Source organism: Pseudomonas extremorientalis (assembly GCF_024584605.1).
GTDB lineage: Bacteria > Pseudomonadota > Gammaproteobacteria > Pseudomonadales > Pseudomonadaceae > Aquipseudomonas > Aquipseudomonas extremorientalis.
This window is the reverse complement of sequence record NZ_CP089519.1, coordinates 5,586,970-5,610,466: the sequence shown is the minus strand read 5'-3', so window position 1 is coordinate 5,610,466 and position 23,497 is coordinate 5,586,970. Positions and strand designations below refer to the sequence as shown.

At 62.1% G+C, this 23,497-nt stretch carries 21 protein-coding genes; 8 read left to right on the top strand and 13 right to left on the bottom strand.

Annotated features, from left to right (window positions below; genetic code table 11):
• Window positions 1-43: 43 nt before the first annotated feature.
• Window positions 44-2,650, bottom strand: a complete 2,607-nt coding sequence (leuS, locus tag LUU92_RS25365) for a leucine--tRNA ligase (protein WP_222540480.1) — start codon at window positions 2,648-2,650, stop codon at window positions 44-46.
• Window positions 2,651-2,911: 261 nt separating this feature from the next.
• Here leuS and LUU92_RS25360 point away from each other — a divergent pair, with 261 nt between their 5' ends.
• Complete coding sequence (locus tag LUU92_RS25360) at window positions 2,912-3,229, top strand: hypothetical protein (RefSeq protein WP_058427763.1); 318 nt, start codon at window positions 2,912-2,914, stop codon at window positions 3,227-3,229.
• Window positions 3,230-3,327: 98 nt separating this feature from the next.
• Entirely contained in the window at window positions 3,328-4,089 is a 762-nt protein-coding gene (locus LUU92_RS25355) for a YdcF family protein (RefSeq protein ID WP_071489903.1), read from the top strand.
• A 62-nt stretch (window positions 4,090-4,151) separates the two neighbouring features.
• Here LUU92_RS25355 and lnt read toward each other — a convergent pair whose 3' ends face one another.
• From lnt to miaB, 5 genes are all read right to left on the bottom strand, one after another.
• Complete coding sequence (gene lnt / locus LUU92_RS25350) at window positions 4,152-5,675, bottom strand: apolipoprotein N-acyltransferase (protein ID WP_071489904.1); 1,524 nt, start codon at window positions 5,673-5,675, stop codon at window positions 4,152-4,154.
• Between the two features lie 8 nt (window positions 5,676-5,683).
• On the bottom strand, window positions 5,684-6,523 hold the full coding sequence (locus LUU92_RS25345) for a CorC family transporter (RefSeq protein WP_010206772.1): 840 nt from the start codon (window positions 6,521-6,523) through the stop codon (window positions 5,684-5,686).
• A 41-nt stretch (window positions 6,524-6,564) separates the two neighbouring features.
• A complete protein-coding gene (ybeY, locus tag LUU92_RS25340; RefSeq protein ID WP_093125711.1) occupies window positions 6,565-7,023 on the bottom strand; it encodes an rRNA maturation RNase YbeY in 459 nt (152 codons plus the stop codon).
• Complete coding sequence (locus tag LUU92_RS25335) at window positions 7,016-8,020, bottom strand: PhoH family protein (protein ID WP_071489906.1); 1,005 nt, start codon at window positions 8,018-8,020, stop codon at window positions 7,016-7,018. Before LUU92_RS25335 ends, ybeY begins: the two co-directional genes overlap by 8 nt.
• Window positions 8,021-8,223: 203 nt before the next feature.
• The gene (miaB, locus tag LUU92_RS25330) at window positions 8,224-9,552 is read right to left on the bottom strand and encodes a tRNA (N6-isopentenyl adenosine(37)-C2)-methylthiotransferase MiaB (protein ID WP_071489907.1); all 1,329 of its coding nucleotides are present in this window, start codon (window positions 9,550-9,552) and stop codon (window positions 8,224-8,226) included.
• 131 nt (window positions 9,553-9,683) lie between these two features.
• Between miaB and LUU92_RS25325 the strand changes: the two genes are divergently transcribed.
• The gene (locus LUU92_RS25325; protein ID WP_003194436.1) at window positions 9,684-10,010 is read left to right on the top strand and encodes a DUF1820 family protein; all 327 of its coding nucleotides are present in this window, start codon (window positions 9,684-9,686) and stop codon (window positions 10,008-10,010) included.
• Window positions 10,011-10,018: 8 nt separating this feature from the next.
• On the opposite strand, the gene LUU92_RS25320 is transcribed toward LUU92_RS25325, so the two are convergent.
• The 4 genes from LUU92_RS25320 to LUU92_RS25305 form a co-directional block, all read right to left on the bottom strand.
• Window positions 10,019-10,573 carry a tetratricopeptide repeat protein gene (locus LUU92_RS25320; RefSeq protein WP_071489908.1) on the bottom strand — a complete coding sequence of 185 codons (555 nt, stop codon included), beginning with the start codon at window positions 10,571-10,573 and terminating at the stop codon, window positions 10,019-10,021.
• Window positions 10,574-10,798: 225 nt separating this feature from the next.
• On the bottom strand, window positions 10,799-12,082 hold the full coding sequence (hemL, locus tag LUU92_RS25315; RefSeq protein ID WP_071489909.1) for a glutamate-1-semialdehyde 2,1-aminomutase: 1,284 nt from the start codon (window positions 12,080-12,082) through the stop codon (window positions 10,799-10,801).
• Between the two features lie 11 nt (window positions 12,083-12,093).
• Window positions 12,094-12,723 carry a thiamine phosphate synthase gene (thiE, locus tag LUU92_RS25310; protein ID WP_071489910.1) on the bottom strand — a complete coding sequence of 210 codons (630 nt, stop codon included), beginning with the start codon at window positions 12,721-12,723 and terminating at the stop codon, window positions 12,094-12,096.
• Between the two features lie 18 nt (window positions 12,724-12,741).
• Window positions 12,742-13,539: a hydroxymethylpyrimidine/phosphomethylpyrimidine kinase gene (locus tag LUU92_RS25305; RefSeq protein WP_092248180.1), complete on the bottom strand. Its 798-nt coding sequence runs from the start codon at window positions 13,537-13,539 to the stop codon at window positions 12,742-12,744.
• Between the two features lie 275 nt (window positions 13,540-13,814).
• Between LUU92_RS25305 and LUU92_RS25300 the strand changes: the two genes are divergently transcribed.
• The 4 genes from LUU92_RS25300 to LUU92_RS25285 all read left to right on the top strand — a co-directional run bounded on the left by LUU92_RS25300 (window position 13,815) and on the right by LUU92_RS25285 (window position 20,290).
• The gene (locus tag LUU92_RS25300; RefSeq protein ID WP_071489912.1) at window positions 13,815-16,205 is read left to right on the top strand and encodes a hybrid sensor histidine kinase/response regulator; all 2,391 of its coding nucleotides are present in this window, start codon (window positions 13,815-13,817) and stop codon (window positions 16,203-16,205) included.
• Window positions 16,206-16,274: 69 nt separating this feature from the next.
• Complete coding sequence (locus LUU92_RS25295; protein WP_257102808.1) at window positions 16,275-17,930, top strand: acyl-CoA dehydrogenase family protein; 1,656 nt, start codon at window positions 16,275-16,277, stop codon at window positions 17,928-17,930.
• Window positions 17,931-18,110: 180 nt separating this feature from the next.
• On the top strand, window positions 18,111-19,583 hold the full coding sequence (amn, locus tag LUU92_RS25290) for an AMP nucleosidase (protein WP_161630243.1): 1,473 nt from the start codon (window positions 18,111-18,113) through the stop codon (window positions 19,581-19,583).
• Between the two features lie 71 nt (window positions 19,584-19,654).
• Complete coding sequence (locus LUU92_RS25285) at window positions 19,655-20,290, top strand: pseudouridine synthase (RefSeq protein ID WP_071489914.1); 636 nt, start codon at window positions 19,655-19,657, stop codon at window positions 20,288-20,290.
• On the opposite strand, the gene LUU92_RS25280 is transcribed toward LUU92_RS25285, so the two are convergent.
• Together LUU92_RS25280 and LUU92_RS25275 are read right to left on the bottom strand one after the other, a co-directional pair.
• Complete coding sequence (locus LUU92_RS25280) at window positions 20,285-20,494, bottom strand: DUF2788 domain-containing protein (protein WP_025999909.1); 210 nt, start codon at window positions 20,492-20,494, stop codon at window positions 20,285-20,287. The genes LUU92_RS25285 and LUU92_RS25280 overlap by 6 nt on opposite strands.
• A gap of 199 nt (window positions 20,495-20,693) precedes the next feature.
• A complete protein-coding gene (locus LUU92_RS25275; RefSeq protein WP_003194418.1) occupies window positions 20,694-21,173 on the bottom strand; it encodes an Lrp/AsnC family transcriptional regulator in 480 nt (159 codons plus the stop codon).
• 397 nt (window positions 21,174-21,570) lie between these two features.
• On the opposite strand from LUU92_RS25275, the gene LUU92_RS25270 reads away from it, so the two are divergent.
• Window positions 21,571-22,599, top strand: coding sequence for a DUF6515 family protein (locus tag LUU92_RS25270; protein ID WP_071489915.1), 1,029 nt, complete (start codon window positions 21,571-21,573; stop codon window positions 22,597-22,599).
• Here LUU92_RS25270 and LUU92_RS25265 read toward each other — a convergent pair.
• The gene (locus LUU92_RS25265; RefSeq protein WP_071489916.1) at window positions 22,596-23,489 is read right to left on the bottom strand and encodes a cation diffusion facilitator family transporter; all 894 of its coding nucleotides are present in this window, start codon (window positions 23,487-23,489) and stop codon (window positions 22,596-22,598) included. The two genes, LUU92_RS25270 and LUU92_RS25265, sit on opposite strands and share 4 nt — an antisense overlap.
• Window positions 23,490-23,497: the final 8 nt, after the last annotated feature.

The following is a 23,497-nucleotide window of genomic DNA, read 5'->3' as shown; positions in this document are numbered from 1 at the left end:
AGGCTTTATTCAGCGCAGAGCCCAAACCCTGCGCCCGATCCGATTAGCTAGCGACGATATTGACCAGTTTGCCAGGCACCACGATCACTTTGCGGATCGTCAGGCCTTCGGTAAAGCGCAGCACGTTTTCGTTGATGCGGGCAGCCGCCTCGACGTCTTCGCGGCTGGCCGTGGCCGGCATGTCGATCTGGCCACGCAGTTTACCGTTAACCTGGATGACCAGTTGCAGCGTGTCCTGTACCAGGGCGCTGTCATCCTGCACCGGCCAGCGCGCATCGATGACGGCGTCGCTGTGGCCCAGGCGGTTCCACAGGTCGTGGCTGATGTGCGGCGTGATCGGCGCCAGCAGCAGGGTGACCGTTTCCAGGCCTTCCTGTACCAGTGCACGATCCTGCTCAGTCACTTGTGGGGCTTTTTCCAGCACGTTCATCAGCGTCATCACCTGGGCGATAGCGGTGTTGAACTTGTGGTTCTGGCCCACATCCTGGCTGGCTTGCTTGATGGCCAGGTGGGTGCTGCGGCGAATGAGTTTCTGCTCGTCGCTCAAGGCGGCCACGTCCAGTTTGCCCGGCAGGCCCTGGCTGATGTGAGCGTGCGCCAGGCGCCAGACGCGCTTGAGGAAACGGTGCGAGCCTTCGACGCCGGAGTCGGACCATTCGGCGCTCATGTCAGGCGGCGAGGCGAACATCATGAACAGGCGGCAGGTGTCCGCGCCGAACTGATCGATCATCGACTGCGGGTCAACGCCATTGTTCTTGGACTTGGCCATCTTCTCGGTGCCGCCGATTTCCACCGGCAGGCCGTCGGCGATCAGCTTGGCGCTGACGACCTTGGCTTTGCTGTCGCGCTCAAGCTCGACGTCGGCCGGGTTGAACCAGGTATAAGCGCCGTTGGCTTCGCGGCGATAGTAAGTCTCGGCGACCACCATGCCTTGTGTCAGCAGGTTCTTGAACGGTTCATCGGAACTCACCAGGCCTTCGTCACGCATCAGCTTGTGGAAGAAGCGCGCGTACAACAGGTGAAGGATGGCGTGTTCGATACCGCCGATATACTGGTCAACCGGCAACCAGTGGTCGGCCGCGGATTTCTCTACCAGGCCGCCTTCATAGTGCGGCGAGGCGTAGCGGGCGTAGTACCACGAGGACTCCACGAAGGTGTCCATGGTGTCGGTTTCACGTTTGGCAGGCGCGCCGCATTTCGGGCAACTGCACTCGTAGAATTCGGGCATGCGCGCCAATGGCGAACCGGCGCCGTCCGGCACCACGTCTTCAGGCAGGACGACCGGCAGTTGGTCTTCCGGTACTGGCACGTCGCCACAGCTTTCGCAGTGGATGATCGGGATCGGGCAGCCCCAGTAGCGCTGGCGGCTGATGCCCCAGTCGCGCAGGCGGAACTGGGTGCGCGAGGCACCGAGGTTTTTCTTGATCAGGGCGACTTCAATGGCGTCGAAGGCGCCCTGGAAGTCCAGGCCATCAAACTCGCCGGAATTGATCAGCTCACCGTGCTCGCCGTAGGCGTCCTGCCACGGGGCCGGGTTGGTGTCGCCCGAGCTGGTACGCACCACGGACTTGATCGGCAGGCTGTACTTGGTGGCGAATTCGAAATCGCGCTCGTCGTGAGCCGGCACAGCCATGACAGCGCCATCGCCGTAGTGCATCAGCACGTAGTTGGCCACCCACACCGGCAGCTTTTCACCGGTAAGTGGGTGCTCGACGAACAGGCCGGTCGGCAGGCCTTTTTTCTCCTGGGTGGCGACGTCGGCCTCGGCCACGCTACCGCCTTTGCATTCGGCGATGAACGCCTGCAACTCAGGGTTGTTCTGTGCAGCCTGGGTGGCCAGCGGGTGTTCGGCGGCCACGGCGACGTAGGTCGCGCCCATCAGGGTATCCGGGCGGGTGGTGAAGACTTTCAGTGCGCCCGCTTCGCCGATCGAGTCGACGTTGTACGGGAACTGCACTTCCATGCCCTTGGATTTGCCGATCCAGTTGCGTTGCATGGTCTTGACCTGCTCCGGCCAGCCCGGCAGGTCGTCGAGGCTCGACAACAGTTCATCCGCGTAGGCGGTGATCTTGAAGTAGTACATCGGGATTTCGCGCTTTTCGATCAGCGCGCCGGAGCGCCAGCCGCGACCGTCGATCACTTGCTCGTTGGCAAGGACGGTCTGGTCGATCGGGTCCCAGTTCACAGTGCCGCTTTTTTTGTAGATCACACCTTTTTCGAACAGGCGCGTGAACAGCCATTGTTCCCAGCGGTAGTAATCCGGCTTGCAGGTGGTGACTTCGCGGGACCAGTCCACCGCCAGGCCCAGGCTGCGCAGCTGGGTCTTCATGTAGGCGATGTTTTCGTAGGTCCACTTGGCGGGGGCCACGTTGTTTTTCATCGCGGCGTTTTCCGCCGGCATGCCGAAGGCGTCCCAACCCATGGGTTGCAGGACGTTCTTGCCTTGCATGCGCTGGTAACGGGAAATCACGTCGCCGATGGTGTAGTTACGCACGTGCCCCATGTGTAGTTTGCCGCTGGGGTAAGGGAACATCGATAGGCAGTAGTAAGTCTCCTTGCCTGGCTGTTCACTGACTTCAAAGGACTTGTGCTCGTCCCAGAAGGTTTGGGCGGCATTTTCTATTTCACGGGGCTGATATTGTTCGTGCATGGCTACTTTTGAACTGAATAGGGGTGGCCTAATCCTCTTCGGTGCAACATTCAGGTTGATCGACACCAAAAAGCGGCGCGTCCGTGCCCAAACCCTGCGGGAAGTGGAGTTACAGGAAGCGCCGTAGCATACATGACCCCACTCTATCGAGGGAAACCCTGATTGCTCTGGCAGGGCCGTCTGTCGCGGCGCCGGGCAGGCGCAGCCACGGGGGCTACGCTGTTTATTGGGGAGCAAGTCTTTCTTCAATGAGGTGAGGGGATGGTTGAATCGCAGCGAATCGTAACGAAACCGGAAATCTACGAAGGACTGATCGACCGATTGGGTCGTGCATTGGATGCAGCGAGGACAGCGGGCCGATTGCGTGATGAACGGCCTGTGGAGTTGGAACTGCGCGGTTTGACCCGCGCGGAGCTGGAACTGATCAAGGCTTATCTGGAACGGAATGGGCGCGGTGCGCCTCCTCTGGTGGCAACCCCGCCACCCAAGGAGCCCACGCACTCTGCCAAGGTGGTGTGGCTCAAGGACTTGTCGGTCGGTCGCGGCCCGGAAAAACGCCGCTTCGTACGCTACAAGTAGTTCACTCCCCCAGAGCAACACCTTCGCGTCATGTCACGGTAAAGATTGTCGCTAAACCCCGTTACACCTTAGGCTTCGGGCATCTTTGGAGATGCCCGATGCCTATTCGTTACTTCATCAAACAACTGCTCCTGCCGCCCGGCATTCTTTTGCTGTTGCTGGCCCTTGCCTGGTGGTTTCGGCGCAGCCGGCCACGCTTGGCGGGTTGCTGCTTTGCGCTGGGGTTTGGCGGTATGTGGCTGATCAGCCTGCCGGTGATGGTGGAGTGGGGCGCGCGAGCCCTGGAGACCGAGCCGCCGTTGGCGCGGGAAGACTGGTCGACGCTGGCGCAGCGCGCCGATGCGATCGTGGTGTTGGGCTCCGGGCGGGAGCGCGGGGACCCGGCCTGGGGCACCGATCAGCCGACGGGGACCGGCCTGGAGCGCCAGCGCTATGCCGCACGATTGGCCAAGGCCTCCGGGCTGCCGGTGCTGACTACCGGCGGCCTGCATTACGGCACACCACCCAGCGAGGCGGAACTGATGGCGGTATCGATGCAGGATGACTTCGGCGTGACAGTGCGCTGGAAGGAAGAACGCAGCCGAACCACCTGGGAAAACGCGCAGATGAGTGCGGAAATTCTCTTGCCCGAAGGCATCAAGCGCGTGGTGGTGGTGACCCAGGCCTGGCACATGCCGCGTTCGGTGTGGAGCTTCGAGAAGGCCGGTTTCACCGTGGTGCCTGCGCCGGTGGGCTTCCTGGGCGTGGATAACGCCCGGCCACTGGGTGGCTGGATGCCCGAGTTCGTATCAGTGTGGCGCAGCGGGCAGTTGATCAACGAAGCGGTGGGGCAGCTGGGTTATCGGTTGTTCTATCGATAACACGGCAGATCAACATCTGGGAGGGGGGCAAGCCCCCTTCCACATTGGTTATGGGGTGTCTGTCAGACGGTTTTGGACATGCGGCCCGCCAGCAGCGCCCAACCGAACAGCCCCAGGCACAGGATAATCAACGGCCACGAACGCCATTGCAGGTACGGCGTGAGGTTGTGCATCGGCACCACTTCGCCGTAGAGAATGCCGCGTTCGAATTGCGGGATCTGCGCCGTGATCTGTCCAAACGGGTTGATCAGGCCGGTCACGCCATTGTTGGTGGCGCGGATCATCCAGCGCCCGGCTTCCAGCGCGCGCATCTGCGCCATTTGCAGGTGCTGCAACGGGCCGATGGAGCGGCCGAACCAGGTGTCGTTGCTGATGGTCAGCAGCAGATCGCTCTGGGCCGACAGGCCGGCGGCGAATTCCGGGTACACCACTTCGTAGCAAATGAACGGCGCAATCTGATAACCCTTGGCCTGCAGCATCGCCTGATCAGAGGGACCGCGGGCGAAGTCCGACATCGGTAGATCAAAAAAGGCAATCAGGCCACGCAACATGTCCTGCAGCGGCACGTATTCACCGAACGGCACCAGCTTCTGCTTGAGGTAGGTACCGTCGCCTTCGCCGACCACGGTGATGCCATTGAAGTAGCGCTTCTGGTGGTGCACTTCCTGGCGAATCGGTACCCCGGTGATCAGCGCGGTGTGCCGGTCGGCGGCGAACTTGCCCATCATGCCCAGGTAGCCTTCGACAGACTCCTTGAGCACCGGCACCGCCGTTTCCGGCCATACCAGCAAGTCGACACGCTTGGAGCTGAAGCTCATGTCGCGATACAGCGCCAGCTGCGCGTTGAGCTGCTCCGGGTCCCACTTCATGCTCTGTTCGACGTTGCCCTGGATGGCGGCCACGCTCAGCGGCGCGCCGGACGGACTGGTCCAGGCGTGATGCTTGAGTGCCAGGCCGATCGCCCAGGGTGCTACCAGCAATACCAGGCCGGCACCGATAAAGGCGTTGCGCTTGCCGGCCAGCAGGCGCGGCAGGTTGCACAGCAGCGCGGCGGTGAGTGCCAGGGCAAAGGAGATCAGCCACATCCCGCCCAGCGGCGCGAGGCCGGTGAGCGGGCCATCGAGTTGGCTGTACCCGGAATACAACCATGGGAAACCGGTGAGGAACCAGCCGCGAAATGCTTCCTGGCCCACCCACAACGCCGCGAAGGTCAGGGCATCGGCCAGCGGCGCTTCGTTGCGACGCAACCAGCGCGCCCACAGCCAGGCGGGCAGGGCGAAGAACCAGGCGATGGCAGCGGTGAACAGCAGCATCAGGAACCCCGCCAGCAACACCGAAGCGCCGCCGAAGTGGTGGATGCTGTAGTAGATCCAGCTGGTGCCGGCGCCGAACAGGCCGAAGCCGAAACACCAGCCACGGCCCAGGGCCTGGCGTGGGCTCAGTTCCCGCAGCCCGATATAGAACAGGCCGACCGCCACCAGCGCAAAAGGCCACAGGTCGAACGGCGCCAGCGCCAGGGTGGTGATGGCGCCGGCCACCACGGCCAGCAAATTACCGGGCCAGCCGGGGCGGGTTAGGCGCTGCATGTCATTCCTTAGCGGGCAATTGGTGTCAGGCGGATCAGATGGATGCGACGGCTGTCGGCATTCAGGATGCGGAAGCGATACGCGCCGATCTCGGTGGTTTCGTTACGCTTGGGCAGGTGCCCGAACGCACTCATCACCAGGCCGCCCACGGTGTCGAACTCGTCATCGGAGAATTCGCTGTCGAAGAACTCGTTGAAGTTCTCGATCGGCGTCAGCGCCTTGATCAGGAAGTCACCGCTGGGCAGTGGCTTGATGTAGCTGTCTTCTTCCACGTCGTGTTCGTCTTCGATATCGCCGACGATCTGTTCCAGCACGTCTTCAATCGTCACCAGGCCAGCGACGCCGCCGTATTCGTCGATCACAATGGCCATGTGATTGTGGTTGGCGCGGAATTCGCGCAGCAACACATTCAGGCGCTTGGATTCAGGCACGAAGGTGGCCGGACGCAGCAAGTCCTTGATATTGAAGCTGTCGCCGTTTTCCTTGAGGATCAGCGGCAGCAGGTCCTTGGCCAGCAGGACGCCCATGACATCGTCATGGCTTTCACCGATCACCGGGTAGCGCGAGTGCGCCGAGTCGATCACGGCCGGGAGGAACTCCCGTGGGGTCTGGGTCGCCTTGATGCTGATCATCTGCGAGCGCGGGACCATGATGTCCCGTACTTGCAGGTCAGCCACCTGGATGGCGCCCTCGACAATGGCCAGCGCTTCGCTGTCCAGCAACTTGTTCTGATGGGCCTCGCGCAGCAGCTCCAAGAGCTCCTGGCGGTTTTTCGGCTCGTGGGCAAAAGCCTGGGTCAGTTTACCCAGCCATGACTTCTGCCCGTTGCTCGATCGGTCTTCGCTCATAGCGATTACTCTGAATCCTTTATTGTTACAGTTGAGTGTTTTTAAGCTTCGTCGTCGGCATATGGGTCCGGATGACCCAATTCTGCAAGCAACGTTTGTTCCAGTGTTTCCATTTCCTCGGCTTCCTCATCGTCTATATGGTCGTAACCCAAGAGATGCAAGCAGCCGTGGATGACTAGATGGGCCCAGTGGGCTTCAAGTTCCTTGCCTTGTTCCTTTGCCTCGCGCTCCACCACGGCGACACAGATGACCAGATCGCCCAGCAACGGGATATCCAGCAGCTCATCCGGCACATCGGCGGGGAAGGACAGCACGTTGGTCGCGTAATCCTTCTGGCGCCAGGTGTGATTCAGTTCGCGGCCCTCGGGCTCGTCCACCAGGCGAATGGTCAGTTCCGAGTCGGCGGTGCGCTGGCGCAGGGCCAGGGCGCACCACTGACGGAACTGGGCTTCGCTGGGGGCGGGCGCTTCGGTGGCCAGCTGCAGGTCTAGCTCAAGCATCGCGGCGAATGTCCTTGGCCGGTGCTTCGTCGCGATGGTCGAAGCGCTCGTAGGCTTCGACGATGCGCTGCACCAGCGGGTGACGAACCACATCCTTGGGCATGAAGTGCGTGAAGCTGATGCCCGGCACGTCCTTGAGCACCTCGATCACCTGGGCCAGGCCCGACTTGGTGCCTTTGGGCAGGTCGACCTGGGTGACATCACCAGTGATCACGGCGGTGGAGCCGAAACCGATGCGGGTGAGGAACATCTTCATCTGCTCGACCGTGGTGTTCTGGCTTTCGTCGAGGATGATGAAGCTGTTGTTCAAGGTACGACCACGCATGTAGGCCAGCGGGGCGATCTCGATCACCTGGCGTTCGATCAGCTTGGCCACGTATTCGAAGCCGAGCATCTCGTACAGTGCGTCGTAGAGCGGGCGCAGGTACGGGTCGATCTTCTGGGCGAGGTCGCCGGGCAGGAAGCCGAGCTTCTCGCCAGCCTCGACCGCCGGGCGTACCAGCAGGATGCGGCGCACTTGCTCGCGCTCCAGCGCATCGACCGCACAGGCCACGGCCAGGTAAGTCTTGCCGGTACCGGCGGGGCCGATGCCGAAGTTGATGTCGTTGCCGAGGATTTCCTTGACGTACTTCTGCTGATTCAAGCCGCGCGGGCGAATCATGCCTTTTTTGGTACGCAGGGCCACGCTGGCTTCGGCCACGGGGTTATTGGCCAGGTCTTCGACAGCCGATTCCTGCAGGTACAGGTGCACGGTTTCCGGCGACAGCTCGCTACCCTTGGTTTCGCGGTAGAGGCGGCGCAGCAGGTTTTCTGCGGACGTGGTGTGTTGGGGTTCACCAATGAGCTCGAACTGATTGCCGCGATTGCGGATCTCGATGCTCAGGCGTTGTTCGATCAGGCGCAGGTGCTCGTCGAACTGTCCGCACAGATTGGCGAAACGGCGAGCCTCAAAGGGCTCGAGGAGAAAACGATGGGGTTCTGCTATGGGTGCGTTCAAGGTTGTTTTTAGCCGCCCTTTGGCTGTTGAGGTGAAAGAGAGAATAACGCCAGCTGCCCGTGCGCGAAAGCACTTACGTCATCGGAATGTTGTGCGGTCAGAATGTGGGAGGGCGCTTGCCCCCGATAGCGCCGGTTCAGATAAAACATCTGTATCTGACACGCCGTCAGCGGGGGCAAGCCCCCTCCCACCTAATCAGGCAATTATTGCCGCAATGACCCGCGCAACGAATGCGGCTGCGCCGCATCGATGTGCACATCGGCAAACTGGCCGATCAGGGTCGGATTATCGCAACGGAAGTTTACGATTCGGTTGTTCTCGGTACGCCCCTGCAATTCGCCCGGGTCTTTTTTCGAATAGTCGGTGACCAGGATGCGCTGGACAGACCCGACCATTTGTCGGCTGATCTCGAAACCCTGCTGGTTCAAGCGGTGTTGCAGCGCATTGAGGCGCTCTTTTTTCAGCGCTTCCGGGGTGTCGTCCGCCAGATCGGCCGCCGGGGTGCCGGGGCGTTGGCTGTAGACGAACGAATAGGAGAAGTCGAAACCGACGTCTTCGATCAGCTTCATGGTCTGCTCGAAGTCTTTCTCGGTCTCGCCGGGGAAGCCGACGATAAAGTCCGAACTGATGCAGATGCCCGGCACCGCTGCGCGCAATTTGCGCAGTTTGGATTTGTATTCCAGGGCGGTGTGGTTGCGCTTCATGGCCGCCAGGATGCGGTCCGAGCCCGATTGCACCGGCAAGTGCAGGTGCTTGACCAGTTCCGGCACTTCAGCGTGGGCCTGGATCAGGCTGTCGGAGAACTCCAGCGGGTGTGAGGTGGTGTAGCGGATGCGCTCGATACCGTCCACGGCAGCCACCACGCGGATCAGCTCCGCCAGGTCGGCCAGGCGGCCATCCTCGGTCAGGCCGCGGTAGCCATTGACGTTCTGGCCCAGCAGGGTCACTTCGCGCACGCCGTTTTCGGCCAGGTGGATGATTTCCGACAGCACATCGTCAAATGGCCGGCTGACTTCTTCACCGCGTGTGTAGGGCACCACGCAGAAGGTGCAGTACTTGCTGCAGCCTTCCATCACTGACACGTAGGCGCTTGGCCCATCGATACGGGGTTCGGGCAAATGGTCGAATTTTTCGATCTCCGGGAACGACACATCCACCTGCGGCAGCTTGGTAACGCGCGCGGCATCGATCATTTCCGGCAGGCGGTGCAGGGTCTGCGGACCGAAGACCACGTCGACATAAGGTGCGCGGTCGCGGATCGCGGCGCCTTCCTGGCTGGCCACGCAACCGCCGACGGCGATCACCATGTCCGGGTTGGCCAGCTTCAATTCGCGCCAGCGGCCCAGCTGCGAGTACACACGGTCCTGGGCCCGCTCGCGGATCGAGCAGGTATTGAGCAGGATCACGTCGGCATCTTCGGCGCGGGCGGTGACTTCCAGGGCCTGGTGTTCGCCCAGCAGATCGACCATGCGCGAGCTGTCGTACTCGTTCATCTGGCAACCGTGGGTTTCGATGTAAAGCTTCTTGGCCATGGGAATCGTCAACTGGTGGTAAAGAACCGCGCATTATAGGGGGCATGCCCATTGGTTCCTAGCGTTGTGCATCGGGTGCCATGCTATAGTTCGCGCCCTCTTTTATATCCCCGATGTGTTGTTCGCCCACCATGACCAAACGTGAAGCTCCAATCTACAAGGTGATTTTCCTCAACCAGGGCCAGGTGTTCGAAATGTACGCCAAGCAGATCTATCAAAGTGATCTGTGGGGTTTCCTGGAGGTGGAAGAGTTCGTCTTTGGCGAGCGCACCCAGTTGGTCGTCGACCCGGGCGAAGAGAAGCTCAAGGCGCAGTTCGAAGGCGTGGTGCGCAGCTTTGTGCCGATGCATTCGATTGTGCGCATCGATGAAGTCGAGCGCCTGGGCACGCCGAAGATCAGCGAGGCGCGGGGCACCAGCAATGTGATGCCATTTCCGATGCCAATGCCGGAGAAGTAAGGCGGCTGTCAGGGCAGCGGTGAGAAGGGCGAACGCCCATCGGCGCTCTGCAGTTCCAGAAGGTAGTTGCGGAAAATCTGGCCCAGCACCTGGGTCGCCACTTCCAGTTCATCGCGCTGCATGTGCTCGGCGACTTCGTCGGCGGTGTCCAGCGCGTCTTCAGCGCCGTTGACCGCGGCCATTTTCAGCACGATGTAGGCCTGGACGTTGTTGGCCGGCACGCCTTCGCCTTTGAAGAACATGTTGCCCAACTGGAATTGCGCTTGGGCATGGCCCTGCAACGACGCTTTCTCGAAGTAGCTCAAGGCCTTGTTGAGGTCGCGGGCAGGGTTCTTGCTGTCGTGGAAGTACTCGCCCAACTCGTATTGCGCCTGCGCATCCCCGCCGTCGGCCTGCTTCTGGCACGCGCTCAGGGCTTCGGCCTGGCTGTCTGGCTGGGTATTGAGGGTGCAACGACCCATCGCTGGGATTAACAACGAGTTGCCGCCTGCTTGTGCATGTGCCAGCAGCGGCTGAAGGAGCAACAGGCAGCCCAGAACCAGGGTGCGGCCGGTGCGTTTCATGGGAATCGACTTACCTCTGACGGGGCACGCGGACCCTCGGGGGATCCAATAAGCGCGCATTATGAAATAAGCAGGCCTCTGCTTACAAAGTCTTTACTCGTTTTTCTGCTGCTTGGCCAAGTTATCTGCCGGATTGCAGGTGAATTCTCGGAAAAACTCGGAAATATCTGTAAGCAAAGTAGCAAATCAGACACCGTTTGCGGGGTGCCTGATGGTTGCGGCCTATTACTTCAGTGCGGCGAAGGCGCGTTCGGCGGCGTCGAGGGTCAGTTTCAGCTCGGCTTCGCCGTGGGCGATCGAGGTGAAGCCGGCTTCGAAAGCGCTCGGTGCCAGGTATACGCCGCCTTCCAGCATCAGGTGGAAGAAGCGTTTGAACAGATCGGCATCGCTGCCCATTACGTCGTCAAAAGTGACGATATCGTCGGCACCGCTGAAGTACAGGCCGAACATACCGCCCGCCTGGGTGGTGACAAACGGAATGCCGGCGGCATCGGCGCGCTGTTGCAGGCCGTCGAGCAGGCGCGTGGTGTAGTCGGTCAGCTCGGCGTGGAAGCCCGGGCGGCTGATCAGGCGCAGGGTGGTCAGGCCGGCGGCCATGGCCAGTGGGTTACCCGACAAGGTGCCCGCCTGGTACACCGGGCCCAGCGGCGCGATGTGCTGCATGATCTCGCGCTTGCCGCCGAAGCAGCCCACCGGCATGCCGCCGCCGATGATCTTGCCGAAGGTGCTCAGGTCCGGCGTGACGCCGTAGTGCGCCTGGGCGCCGCCGAGGGCGACGCGGAAACCGGTCATCACTTCGTCGAAAATCAGCACCACGCCGTGTTTGTCGCACTGTTCGCGCAGGCCTTCGAGAAAGCCCGGCGCGGGCGGCACGCAGTTCATATTGCCGGCCACCGGCTCGACGATGATGCAGGCCACGTCCTGGCCCACTTCATTGAGCATCTGCTCGACGGCGGCGATGTCGTTGAACGGCAGGGTCAGGGTGTGCTTGGCAAACGCGGCTGGCACGCCCGCCGAGCTAGGGACACCTTGGGTCAGCGCGCCAGAACCGGCCTTGACCAACAGGCTGTCGGAATGGCCGTGATAGCAGCCTTCGAACTTGATGATGCTGTCGCGGCCGGTGAAACCACGGGCCAGGCGGATCGCGCTCATGGTGGCTTCGGTGCCGGAGCTGACCATACGCACCATTTCCATCGACGGCACGATCGAGCAGACCAGGTCCGCCATCTCGGTTTCCATGGCGGTCGGCGCGCCGTAGGACAGGCCGTGTTCCAGTTGCTTGCGCACCGCGTCCAGCACGTCCGGGTGGCTGTGGCCGAGGATCATCGGGCCCCAGGAGCCGACGTAGTCCACGTAGCGCTTGTCATCTTCGTCGGTGACGTAGGCGCCTTCGGCATGCTTGAAGAACAGCGGCGTGCCGCCCACGCTCTTGAACGCACGCACGGGGGAGTTCACACCGCCGGGGATGTGTTTCTGGGCATTGGCAAACAGCGTTTCGGAACGGGACATGATCGGGCTCTCTAAACTGAAATTTTAAGAAGGTCGTTGAACGCACGGGCGCGGCGCGTGACTTCCTGGGTGCTATCGGCGCCAAACAGGCCGTGCACCACCGCCAGCAGGTCGGCACCGTGGGCCACCAGGGGTTCGGCGTTCTCCAGGGTGATGCCGCCGATCACGCAGATCGGCAGCTGCAGGCGCGCACGGGCCTGGGCCAGCATTTCGAGGGTGGCGGCCGGGGCGCCGGGCTTGGTACTGGAATTGAAGAAGCGACCGAAGGCGACGTAGCTCGCACCTTCCTTGGCAGCCTGCTCGGCCAGTTCGATCTGGCTGTGGCAGGTGGAACCGATGATGGCCTTGGAGCCGAGCAGGGCACGGGCCGGGGTCAGCGGGCCGTCGGTCTGGCCCAGGTGCACGCCGACGCCGAGGCGCGCGGCCAGTTCGGCGTCGTCGTTGATAATGAGTTGGGTTTTGTAGCGCGAGCACAGCTCCCGCAGCTTTTCTGCTTCACGCAGGCGCCGGGCTTCGTCGCTGCTTTTGTCGCGGTATTGCAGCAGAGTCACGCCACCGTCCAGCGCCGCTTCGACGTAGGCGAGGAATTTGCCGGCCAACAGTTGGCTGTCGGTAATGGCGTAAAGGCCACGTAGTTTCATCAGGCAGGCCTCGTGCTGTTAAGAGCAGAAATCCAGCGGCAGACGGCGCGGCACGAACTGGCCCTGGCCGAGTTGTTCAGCGTCACGCAGGGTGCGCCAAGTGTAGTTGAGGGCCGATTGCACGGCGCTCACCAGGCCTTCGCCCTGGGCGATCCGGCCCGACAGGGCACTGGCCAGCGTGCAGCCCGAACCGTGATAGCTGCCAGGCAGGCGCTGGCAGGTAAAGGTCTGGCGCGTGCCGTCGCGGCTGTAGAGGCGGTTGTGTACTTCGTGCTCGTCGCCATGCCCGCCGGTGATCAGCAAATGCCTGATATACGGCAGCAGCTTCTCGGCGCATTCGTCTGCCGAGCCTTCCGGCAGCTCGGCGAGGATGCGCGCTTCGGGCAGGTTCGGCGTGGCGATCAGCGACAACGGCAACAGCCGCTCGCGCATCGCATAACCGACCTCGTCCTTGCCCAGGCTACCGCCGCCACCGGCGCGCAGTACCGGGTCGCACACCACCGGCAGGTGCGGATGCGCCTGCAGCAGTTCGACCACGGTGTCGACCATCGCGGTGGAACCGAGCATGCCGAGCTTGACCGCCGCCACTTCGGAGTCGCCGAGCACGGCATTGGCCTGGGCCAGTACCCATTCGCGGTCGAGCACGCGGAAGTCGCTGACGTTGACCGTGTTCTGCACGGTCAGCGCGGTGACGGCCGGAGCCGCGTGGCAACCCTGGGCGAGCAGGGCTTCGATATCTGCCTGCAAGCCGGCGCCACCACTGGGGTCATGGCCGGAGAGACAGAGGACAACAGGGCGAGAGCTGTAGATATTCATGGTGCGCGAGCTTACCACCAAACGCTTTTGGCGGGGCTGTTGCGCGAAAGAGGATTTTCACCGCGGGTGGAAGGTTTCAGCAATCCAGGTCAGTGCATGAATATTGCTGAAAGCACCGTTCTAGAGCCTTTCAAAAAATTATTTCAATGGTGTCCAATAGCCTTTAGTGGCTATGCTAGAGTGGATCCAAACTACTAACTGTATTGCCGGTGTACGTCTTCTCAAAAGGAATGGGGGGCTTTTTGACATAACCGGGCAGGCCACGCTGGGGCTCTATGCGCTATTTGCTGATTTTATTGTTGTGCGGGCTGCCGCTGCTCGCCAGCGCCATCGAGTTCAACCAGGACACGCGCAGCCTGCCGCTGGGTCGAGCCTTGCAAGTGCTCGAAGACCCGACCGATGCCCTCACGATCGCCGATGTCAGCGCACCCTCTGCCGTCACGCAGTTCAAGCCCCACGATAAAGACACGCTCAACGCCGGTTACTCACGTTCGGTGTTCTGGCTCAAGGTCAATCTGCACTACCTGCCTCAGAATCCTGAAGCCCAACGCACCTGGTTGCTGGAGCTGGCCTACCCGCCGCTCGACCATCTGGACCTGTACCTGCCCGACAGCACAGGCACCTATCGCCTCGCCGGGCGCACAGGGGATGCGCTGCCGTTTGCCGCCCGTGAGATTCGCCAGAACAACTACCTGTTCAAGCTCGACTTCACGCCGGGCGAAGCGAAAACCGTCTACCTGCGCCTGCAAAGCGAAGGCTCGATCCAGGCGCCCTTGACGCTGTGGTCCAGCACCGCCTACCTGGAACAACAGCCGCTGCGCCTGTATGTGTTGGGCCTGATCTACGGCGTGTTGCTGGGCATGCTGGTGTACAACCTGTTCATCTATCTCAGCGTGCGCGACACCAGCTACCTCTATTACATCCTGTATATCGCTTCATTCGGCATGTACCAGCTGTCGGTCAACGGCGCGGCAGTGGAGTACTTCTGGCCGGACAATCCCTGGTGGGCGAATGCCGCGACGCCGTTCCTGATTGGCTCGGCAGCGTTGTTCGGCAGCCTGTTTGCGCGCAGCTTTCTGCACACGGCCCAGCACAGCCGCTGGATCAACCGTCTATTGCTGGGGCTGGTGGCGTGTGGCGGTGTGGTGATGCTGCTGTCGTTGATGACCAGCTACGCCCTGGCGCTGCGCCTGGCCACCGGCTTGGCGCTGGTATTTACCGTGACCATCTTTGTCGCGGCCATCAAGGCCTGGTATTGCGGGCAGCGGGTGGCGCGCTATTTCATCATTGCCTGGTCGGCGTTCCTGCTCGGCGGGGTGGTCAATACCCTGATGGTGCTGGGCTACCTGCCGAATGTGTTCCTGACCATGTACGCCAGCCAGATCGGTTCGGCGATCGAAGTAGCGTTGTTGTCCCTGGCCCTGGCCGACCGCATCAACGCAATGCGTGAGCAACAGGCGCAGATCCTGTTCGATGCCAGCCAGAAGCTCGAAGTGCTCAACCTCCAATTAGCCCGCAGCAACCGTCTCAAGGATGAATTCCTCGCCACCCTGACTCACGAACTGCGCACCCCGATGAACGGCGTGATCGGCTCCCTCGAACTCATGCAAACCGTGCCGCTGGATGCGGACCTGGCGCAGTACCAGCAAACCGCCGCCGGCTCGGCGCGGGACATGATGCGCATGGTCAACGGCATCCTTACCCTCACCGAGTTGCAGGCCGGGCGCCTGGTTGCGCGGCCCGAGGTGTTCAGCCTGCGCGGTACGCTCGACACCTTGCGCCAGCAGTTCAGCGCCAGCGCCCAGAGCAAGGGCCTGGCGTTTTCCATCGATGTGGCGGACGAGCTGCCGGACCGCGTGCTGGGCGATGCCGACAAACTGCTGCAGTGCCTCGATTGCCTGCTGGATAACGCCTTCAAGTTCACCCACGAAGGTTCGGTGCGCCTGCGGGTGGTCGGTGTGCCCCACAGCGATGGTCGCCTTCGCCTGAGTTTTATCGTCACCGACACCGGGATCGGCTTTGCTTTCCTTGATGAAGCCACCCTGTACCAGCGCTTTTTCCAGCTGGATGGCTCCACCACTCGCGAGTACGGCGGCCTGGGCATCGGCCTGGCCATCTGCCGGCAACTGGTCGAACTGCTGGGCGGGCGCCTCACCCATCATTCCGAGCCGCGCAAAGGCAGCCGCTTTCAGCTGGAAGTGGAGGTCAGCCCGGTCCCGTCCGAGTCAAAGCCTGGACCGGACAAACAACGTGCGCCCCAGGAATGCTCGGTGCTGTTGGTGGATGACAACAGCGTCGGCCAATTGGCGGTGCGCGGTATGTTGCTCAAGCTCGGTTACCGGGTGAAAACCGTGGACAGCGGCCCGAGCGCGTTGGCGGCGTTGCAGGCAGCGGATTTCGATGCAGTGCTGTTGGATGTTCCAGAAGGCGGTTTCTCGTTGTGCTGTCAGATTCGTGCGTTGCCTGGCTGCGGCGAATTACCGGTGATCGCCTTGAGCTCGTCACCGAATGTGTCGGAGCGCGAGGGCTGCCATGGCATCGGGATTTCCGAGCGCCTGGCCAAGCCTGTACGTTTCGAGGCGTTGCAGGTGGTATTGGAGCGTCGGTTGTTGTGTCCGTTAGAGGGCAAAAGCGCCGGACAATCGGCGGGTATGTCACTTTTTTAAGCGGTATGACGGTGCTTAACTGAAATGCAGGCCTCAACTGAACGTGGCCTTTTTTCTTGGAGGCCCGTCATGAAACTGCATCAATTTGCCGAAACCCACGACGTCACCAACCAGCCGCCGTCCCTGGACGGCACCAACCTGTACCGTATCGATCTGCCCCTGCAGGAATGGTCGCGCCGCTTTGGCGCCGGCTGGGCGCAGGCGCGTATCGATGCCTACGGTGTGTTGGCGGGCGGGCCGTTGATGGAAGCCGGGTTCCTGGCCAACCAGAACAAGCCGGTGTTCAACAGCCATGACCGTTATGGTCGTCGCATCGACCTCGTGGAATTTCACCCGGCTTATCACGAGCTGATGCGCACCGCCGTCGAACACGGCCTGCCGTCACTGCCCTGGGCCCATCCGCAGTCCGGCGCCCACGTGGCCCGCGCCGCCATGACCTACCTGCACAGCCAGGCCGAAGCGGGCACCGGCTGTCCGCTGACCATGACCTTCGCCTGTGTGCCGACGCTGCGTTTGCAGCCTGACCTGGCCGATATCTGGCTGCCGAAAGTCCTCAGCACCCAATACGATTCGCGCAACGTTGGCATCGCCCACAAGGCCGGTGCCACCATCGGCATGGCCATGACCGAGAAGCAGGGCGGCACCGATGTGCGTGCCAACACCACCCGGGCATATCCGGTGGGCGCCGGCGGGCCAGGGCAGGCTTATGAACTGGTGGGCCACAAGTGGTTCTGTTCGGCACCGATGTGTGATGCGTTCTTGACCCTGGCGCAAACCGACAAGGGCCTCACCTGTTTCCTGCTGCCCCGGCACCGACCGGATGACACACGCAACGAGTTCTACATCCAGCGCCTGAAAAACAAACTCGGCAACTGCTCCAACGCTTCCAGCGAAGTGGAATTCCGTGGCGCCCTGGCCTGGATGATCGGCGAAGAAGGTCGTGGCGTGCCGACCATCATCGAGATGGTCGCCATGACTCGCTTCGATTGCATGGTCGGCTCCAGCGCCCTGATGCGCCAGGCGCTGACCCAGGCCAGCCATCATTGTGCCCATCGTTCGGTCGGCGGCCGCGTGCTCAGCGAGCAGCCGTTGATGCAGAACGTGCTGGCGGACCTGGCGCTGGAAAGCGAATCCGCACTGGCCCTGAGCCTGCGCATGGGCCGGGCGCTGGATCATCTGGACGATGAACAGGAAGCCAAGTTCGCCCGGCTGGTGACGGCGGTGGGCAAGTATTGGATCTGCAAACGTGCGCCAGCGATGATCAACGAGGCCGCTGAGTGCATGGGCGGCGCGGGGTATGTCGAAGACAGCATTCTGCCGCGCCTGTACCGCGAGGCACCGGTGAACTCGACGTGGGAAGGGTCCGGCAATGTGCAGTGCCTGGACGTGCTGCGGGCGTTGTCGAAAGAGCCGGGCGTGCTGGAGGCACTGTTTGTCGAACTGGGCGATGGGCACGGCGACCGGCAGCTGGCGCGGCATATCGAGCAGTTGAAGTCGGCATTCATGGACACCCAGGACATCCAGTACCGTGCGCGGCAACTCACCGAAGACATCGCCGTGGCATTGCAGGCCAAGTTGTTGCTGGAGGCGGGGAATGCGGCGGTGAGTGATGGGTTTATTGCCAGTCGGTTGGGTGGCTCGTCTGGCCGTGTGTATGGAACCTTGCCACGCGGCGTAGATGTGGAGGCTCTCATCGCCCGCTCCACCCCCAATCTATCGGACTAAAATGCGGTAAACATGTGGGAGGGGGCTTGCCCCCGATAGCGGTGTGTCAGCGATAGATGTGTTGGCTGACAGTCAGCTATCGGAGGCAAGCCCCCCCCACATGTTTACCGCATTCCAACTCTGGTGTTTCGGTGAGGCCGGGATACAGGCAAGATAAAGGCCTGCAAGTCAGAACACAGGATGCTTACCGTGACCGAAGCTTTTGTTGTCGTTCAAACCGCTGAAGAAGCCGTGGACCGGCTGGCGGCCCTGCATGAGCGTGCCACTGGCGCGCTCAATCAAGCCCTCAAGCAATACCTCAAAGATCGCGTCGAGCCCGACGCCGAACAACGTGCGCTGTTTCGCTACCCGGAACTGCGCCTGACCTACCACTGCCACGGTGAAGTCCCACAGACCACCCGGGCGTATGCCAAGGTCCAGTTGCCGGGAACCTACAGCGTCACCGTCACCCATCCTGCAGCGTTCCGTAAGTACCTGCTGGAGCAACTGGTGCCGTTGATGCACGACTTCACCGTGACCGTGGAAGTCGGCGTGAGCCAGCAGAACATTCCGTACCCGTACGTGGTGGAGCAGGGCGACGAACTGGCCGGTTCCGGCGTGACCGCCGCGACCCTGGCCCGTGTATTCCCCAGCACCGACCTGTCGGCCGCCACCGATGGCATCGCCGACGGCTTGTACGACTGGGAAAACACCGACCCACTGCCCCTGGCACTGTTCGATGCGGCCCGCGTGGACTTCTCCCTGCGCCGCCTGGTGCACTACACCGGCAGCGACTGGCGCCATGTGCAGCCGTGGATCCTGCTGACCAACTACCACCGGTATGTCGACCAGTTCATCCTGCATGGCCTGGAGCAACTGCGCAGCGACCCGCGCTTTATCCGCATGGTGCTGCCGGGCAACGTGGTGATCGACAAGAGCATGGATCACGGTGAGGCGTCGGCAATTGCCGCCGGTGTGGTGTGGCACCGTTACCAGATGCCGGCCTATCACCTGCAGGCCACTGATGGCCATGGCGTGACCCTGGTGAACATCGGCGTCGGCCCGTCCAACGCCAAGAACATCACCGACCATCTGGCCGTGCTGCGTCCGCATTGCTGGCTGATGATCGGCCACTGCGGCGGCCTGCGCCAATCCCAGACCATCGGCGACTACGTACTGGCGCACGCCTACATGCGCCGCGACGGTATTCTCGACCGCGTGGTGCCGCCGAACATCCCGATCCCGGCGCTGGCTGAAGTGCAGCTTGCGTTGCAGCAAGCGGCGGCTAACGTTACCGGCGAAAAAGGCGAAGAGCTGAAAAAACGCCTGCGTACCGGCACCGTGTTGACCTACGACGACCGTAACTGGGAACTGCGCTGGGCCCAGGAACGCCCACTGATCAACCTGTCCCGCGCCGTGGCCGTGGACATGGAGAGCGGCACCATCGCCGCGCAAGGCTATCGTTTGCGGGTGCCGTACGGCACCTTGTTGTGTGTATCGGACAAACCGCTGCATAGCGAAATCAAGCTGCCGGGTTCGGCCAACGCGTTCTATGAGCGTGCGGTCAGCCAGCACTTGAAGATCGGCATCGAGGCGGTGGACCTGTTGCGCACCGAACTCAACTCGCTGCACTCGCGCAAACTGCGCAGCTTCGACGAGCCGCCGTTCCGCTAAGCGGTTGGGATGGTCATTTAACGGTCAGGCCACTAGCATTGTCGGTCCTGACCGTTAGATGTTCCTTTGCCATGTCCCGTCCCACCCGTCCCGATTCGCGCCGCCCTGGCGTGAAACCCCCGTATTCCGCTGCGCGGCGTGTCGCCAAGGCGCCTCCGGCCGAACCGAAGTTGATCCTGTTCAATAAACCGTTCGATGTGCTGACTCAGTTCAGCGACGAAGGCGGCCGCGCGACGCTCAAGGATTTCATCGATATTCCCGGCATCTACCCGGCGGGCCGTTTGGACCGTGACAGCGAAGGCCTGCTGCTGCTGACCAATGACGGCCAGTTGCAGGCACGGATTGCCGATCCCAAACACAAGCTGGCGAAAACCTACTGGGTGCAGGTGGAAGGCGAACCCACCGAAGAACAGTTGCAACGCCTGCGCAAAGGCGTCGAACTGAACGACGGCATGACCTTGCCCGCCGAGGCTCGGCAGTTGGATGAGCCCGAGCTGTGGCCGCGCAACCCGCCCGTGCGCTTTCGCAAAAGCGTCCCGACGCACTGGCTGGAACTGGTCATTCGTGAGGGGCGCAACCGACAGGTACGGCGCATGACCGCTGCTGTCGGTTTGCCTACTTTGCGCCTGGTGCGCGTGCGGATTGGCGATTGGTCGATCGACGGCCTGGACCAAGGCCAGTGGAAGGAAGTGCCGGCGCGCTTATAACGCGCCGGACTCGATCAGGCCGATCACCACGCTCTTGATGATGAACGCGGCCACGCCCAGGCCCAGCACGAAGAACAGAATGAACGAGCCAAAGCGCCCGGCCTTGGACTTCTTCGCCAGGTCCCAGACGATAAAGCCCATGAAAATGATCAGGATCGTGACCAGGCCGGTCATCATCCATTCTTCGAAGAGGGCGGGGTCGATGTTGTTCATGGGGGATTTTTCCGACAGGGCAGGCGGGCAGTATACGGCAGCGTTACCGACGCAACATTGACCTGGATCGAAGTGCAATCCAAATGTGGGAGGGGGCTTGCCCCCGATAGCGGTGGGTCAGTTGATAAATAACTGACTGACACTCAGCCATCGGGGGCAAGCCCCCTCCCACATTTGACCTTCACCGATCTTAAGTGCGCAGGTGGGTCAGGGGCAGTTCGGTGCTGTTCAATACCTGATTGAGCACAAAGCTGGAGCGCACGCTGGTCACCCCTTCGATACGGGTCAAATGCCCCAGCAGCAATTTCTGGTAGTGGTCCATGTCCGGCACCACCACCTTCAACTGATAGTCCGCATCCATCCCCGTCACCAAACTGCACTCCAGCACCTGGGGCAGGGTGCGGATCGCCGCCTCGAAATTCTCGAAACGCTCGGGGGTATGGCGGTCCATGCCGATCAGCACGTAGGCGGTCAGGCTCAGGCCGAGCATCTTTCGGTCGAGCAACGCGACCTGGCGGGCGATGTAGCCGTCATCCTCCAGTTGCTTGACCCGGCGTGAGCAGGGCGACGGCGACAGGCCGATGCGTTCGGCCAACTCCTGGTTGGAGATCCTCGCGTCGCGCTGCAATTCCGCCAAAATACTCAGGTCGTATCGGTCAAGCTTGCTCATTGGGTTGGCCTTTGTCGTAACTATTGCGGCGAATTATCCATGAAGGGTTAAAAATTGCGCAAGCACTGTTTATTGACGCAATCTTCGCAATCATCCGTCGGGCGCCTACGGGTATCTTTATCAACAGAATCACCGCCTGGACAACAGTCCACAGCAGCCCGCCCAATCAGGCTCGCTGCGGCCGCTACCCCAGCAGGGTTGAGCCGGCCTCCAGGCTGCACACTGTCCACAAGACGGCGTGAGGTGAGCCAACGTCAAAAGCGTTGAGCCAGGACGAAGTTCTCAAGGGGTGGCCGACGGGTCGCCCCTTTTCTTTTGCCTGCTGATAACCTGTGCGAGAACCGGGCCTGGCTTTTCCAGTCTCATGGACAGGCCCTAATCCGCAGTGAGGAATAGCATGAAGCGCATCTGGCGTATGGCAGGTGTAGGTTTGCTGGTGGTCACCGTTGGCGCCCAGGCAGTGGCCGACGAACGTGACAACGGGCCGCGTGGTGAAGGCGGTGGTCAGCATGAAAGAGGGCCGGAGGGCGGACGGCCAGGGGGCAATGAACAGCCGCGCCCGCAGAGCAACCCGCCACGGCCGGAAAACAATCAGCCACGCCCGCAGAATCAGCACTTTGATCGCGGCGGCCAGAACGGTGGCGGCCAATGGCAGGGACGTCCCCAGGGCAATGAGCAGGGGCGGCCGGTGCAACCCCCACCGCCACAACCGTCGAACAACCTGCCGATCCAGGGCCGCCCCGACACCGTACGCCAGACCCAGGAGCCCCGTCAGGGCTACTACCGCGACATCCCGCGCCGCAATGACGGCAATCAACACTGGGAAGCCGGCGGGCCCGGCTCGCGTCCCGGCGACAACCGCTGGCCAGGGCGCCCCGACGGTCATGGCAATGGCTGGGGCCCCGGCCCTCAACATCGCCCAGGCTATGTGATCGACCGTTTCCCCGACCGCAACTACCGTGTGCCTTACCGTGGCCAGGATTATTTCTACTCCGGCGGCTATTGGTATCGCCCGCAAGGCCCGCGTTATGTGGTGGTGACGCCACCGTACGGCATCCGTGTGCATTACCTGCCGGACTACGCGCGTGAAGTGTGGGTGGGCGGCGCGCTGTTCTTCCTCGCCGCAGGTGCCTATTACACCTACGAAAGCAGCTCCCAGCAGTACGTGGTCGTGCAACCACCGACGCAGGTGCCGCCGCCGCCCGCGCCGCAAGGCAATGGCTATGACGTGGTGGCGTACCCCGTCAACGGCCAATCGCCGGCCCAGGTGCAGCAGGACGGTTATGACTGCTATCGCTGGGCGGTGCAGCAAAGCGGTTTCGACCCGCAGCAAGTGACCTACGCCCCCGACCCGGCAGTGGTGCAAACCTATCGCCAGGCCCAGGGCAACTGCCTGAGCAGTCGCGGCTATCAGGTGCAGTACTAGGGTTTATTGCCCGTGACCACTTCCCGTGGGTCGGCGTGCACCAGCACTTCGGCACGCGGGTAGGCTTTGTGAATGGCATCGGCGGCCTGGTCGCTGATGCCGTGGGCCACTGACAGCGTCAATTCCCCCGGCAATTCCAAGTGCAACTGTACGAACCAGTGGCTGCCGGAAATCCGCGTGCGCAAATCATGGGCGCCCAACACTCCGGGCACACCACGGGCCAGTTCCAGCATGTGCTGGCTGACCTCCGGCGGCAGCTCCTCGTCCATCAGTACCGCAAAACTTTCCCGGGCGATCTGGATCGCGCTCCACAAGATATAGGCGGCAATGCCCAGGCCGAACCAGGCGTCCACCTGATGGTAGCCAAACCCTGCCAGCACCAGCGCCACCAGGATGCTGCCGTTGAGCAGCAGGTCCGAGCGATAGTGCAGTGAGTCGGCGCGCACGGCGTTGGAGCCGGTTTCGCGGATCACCCGGTGTTGCAGCATCAACAAGGCCACGGTCAGGACCAGGGAAAACACAATCACGCCAATGCTCAGCCACGGTGCGCCGACCGGCTCCGGGTGTTGCAGGCGCTGGTAGGCCTGGAACGCGATCAACACCGCACTGACGCCGATGAATAGCGCCTGGGCCATGCCGGACAGCGACTCAGCCTTGCCATGCCCATAGCGGTGATCGTCATCGGCCGGGCGCAGGGCGTAGTGCACCGCGAGCAAATTCAACAGCGAGGTCACGCCGTCCAACAGCGAATCGGTCAAGCCGGCGAGCATGCTCACCGAGCCGCTGAGCCACCAGGCGATGGCCTTGGTGATAATCAGCGCACAGGCCACGCCCACCGAAGCGCGGGTGGCCAGGCGCAAGAGCCTGGCGTGTTCGGGACTGCTGGTCATGGACGGTC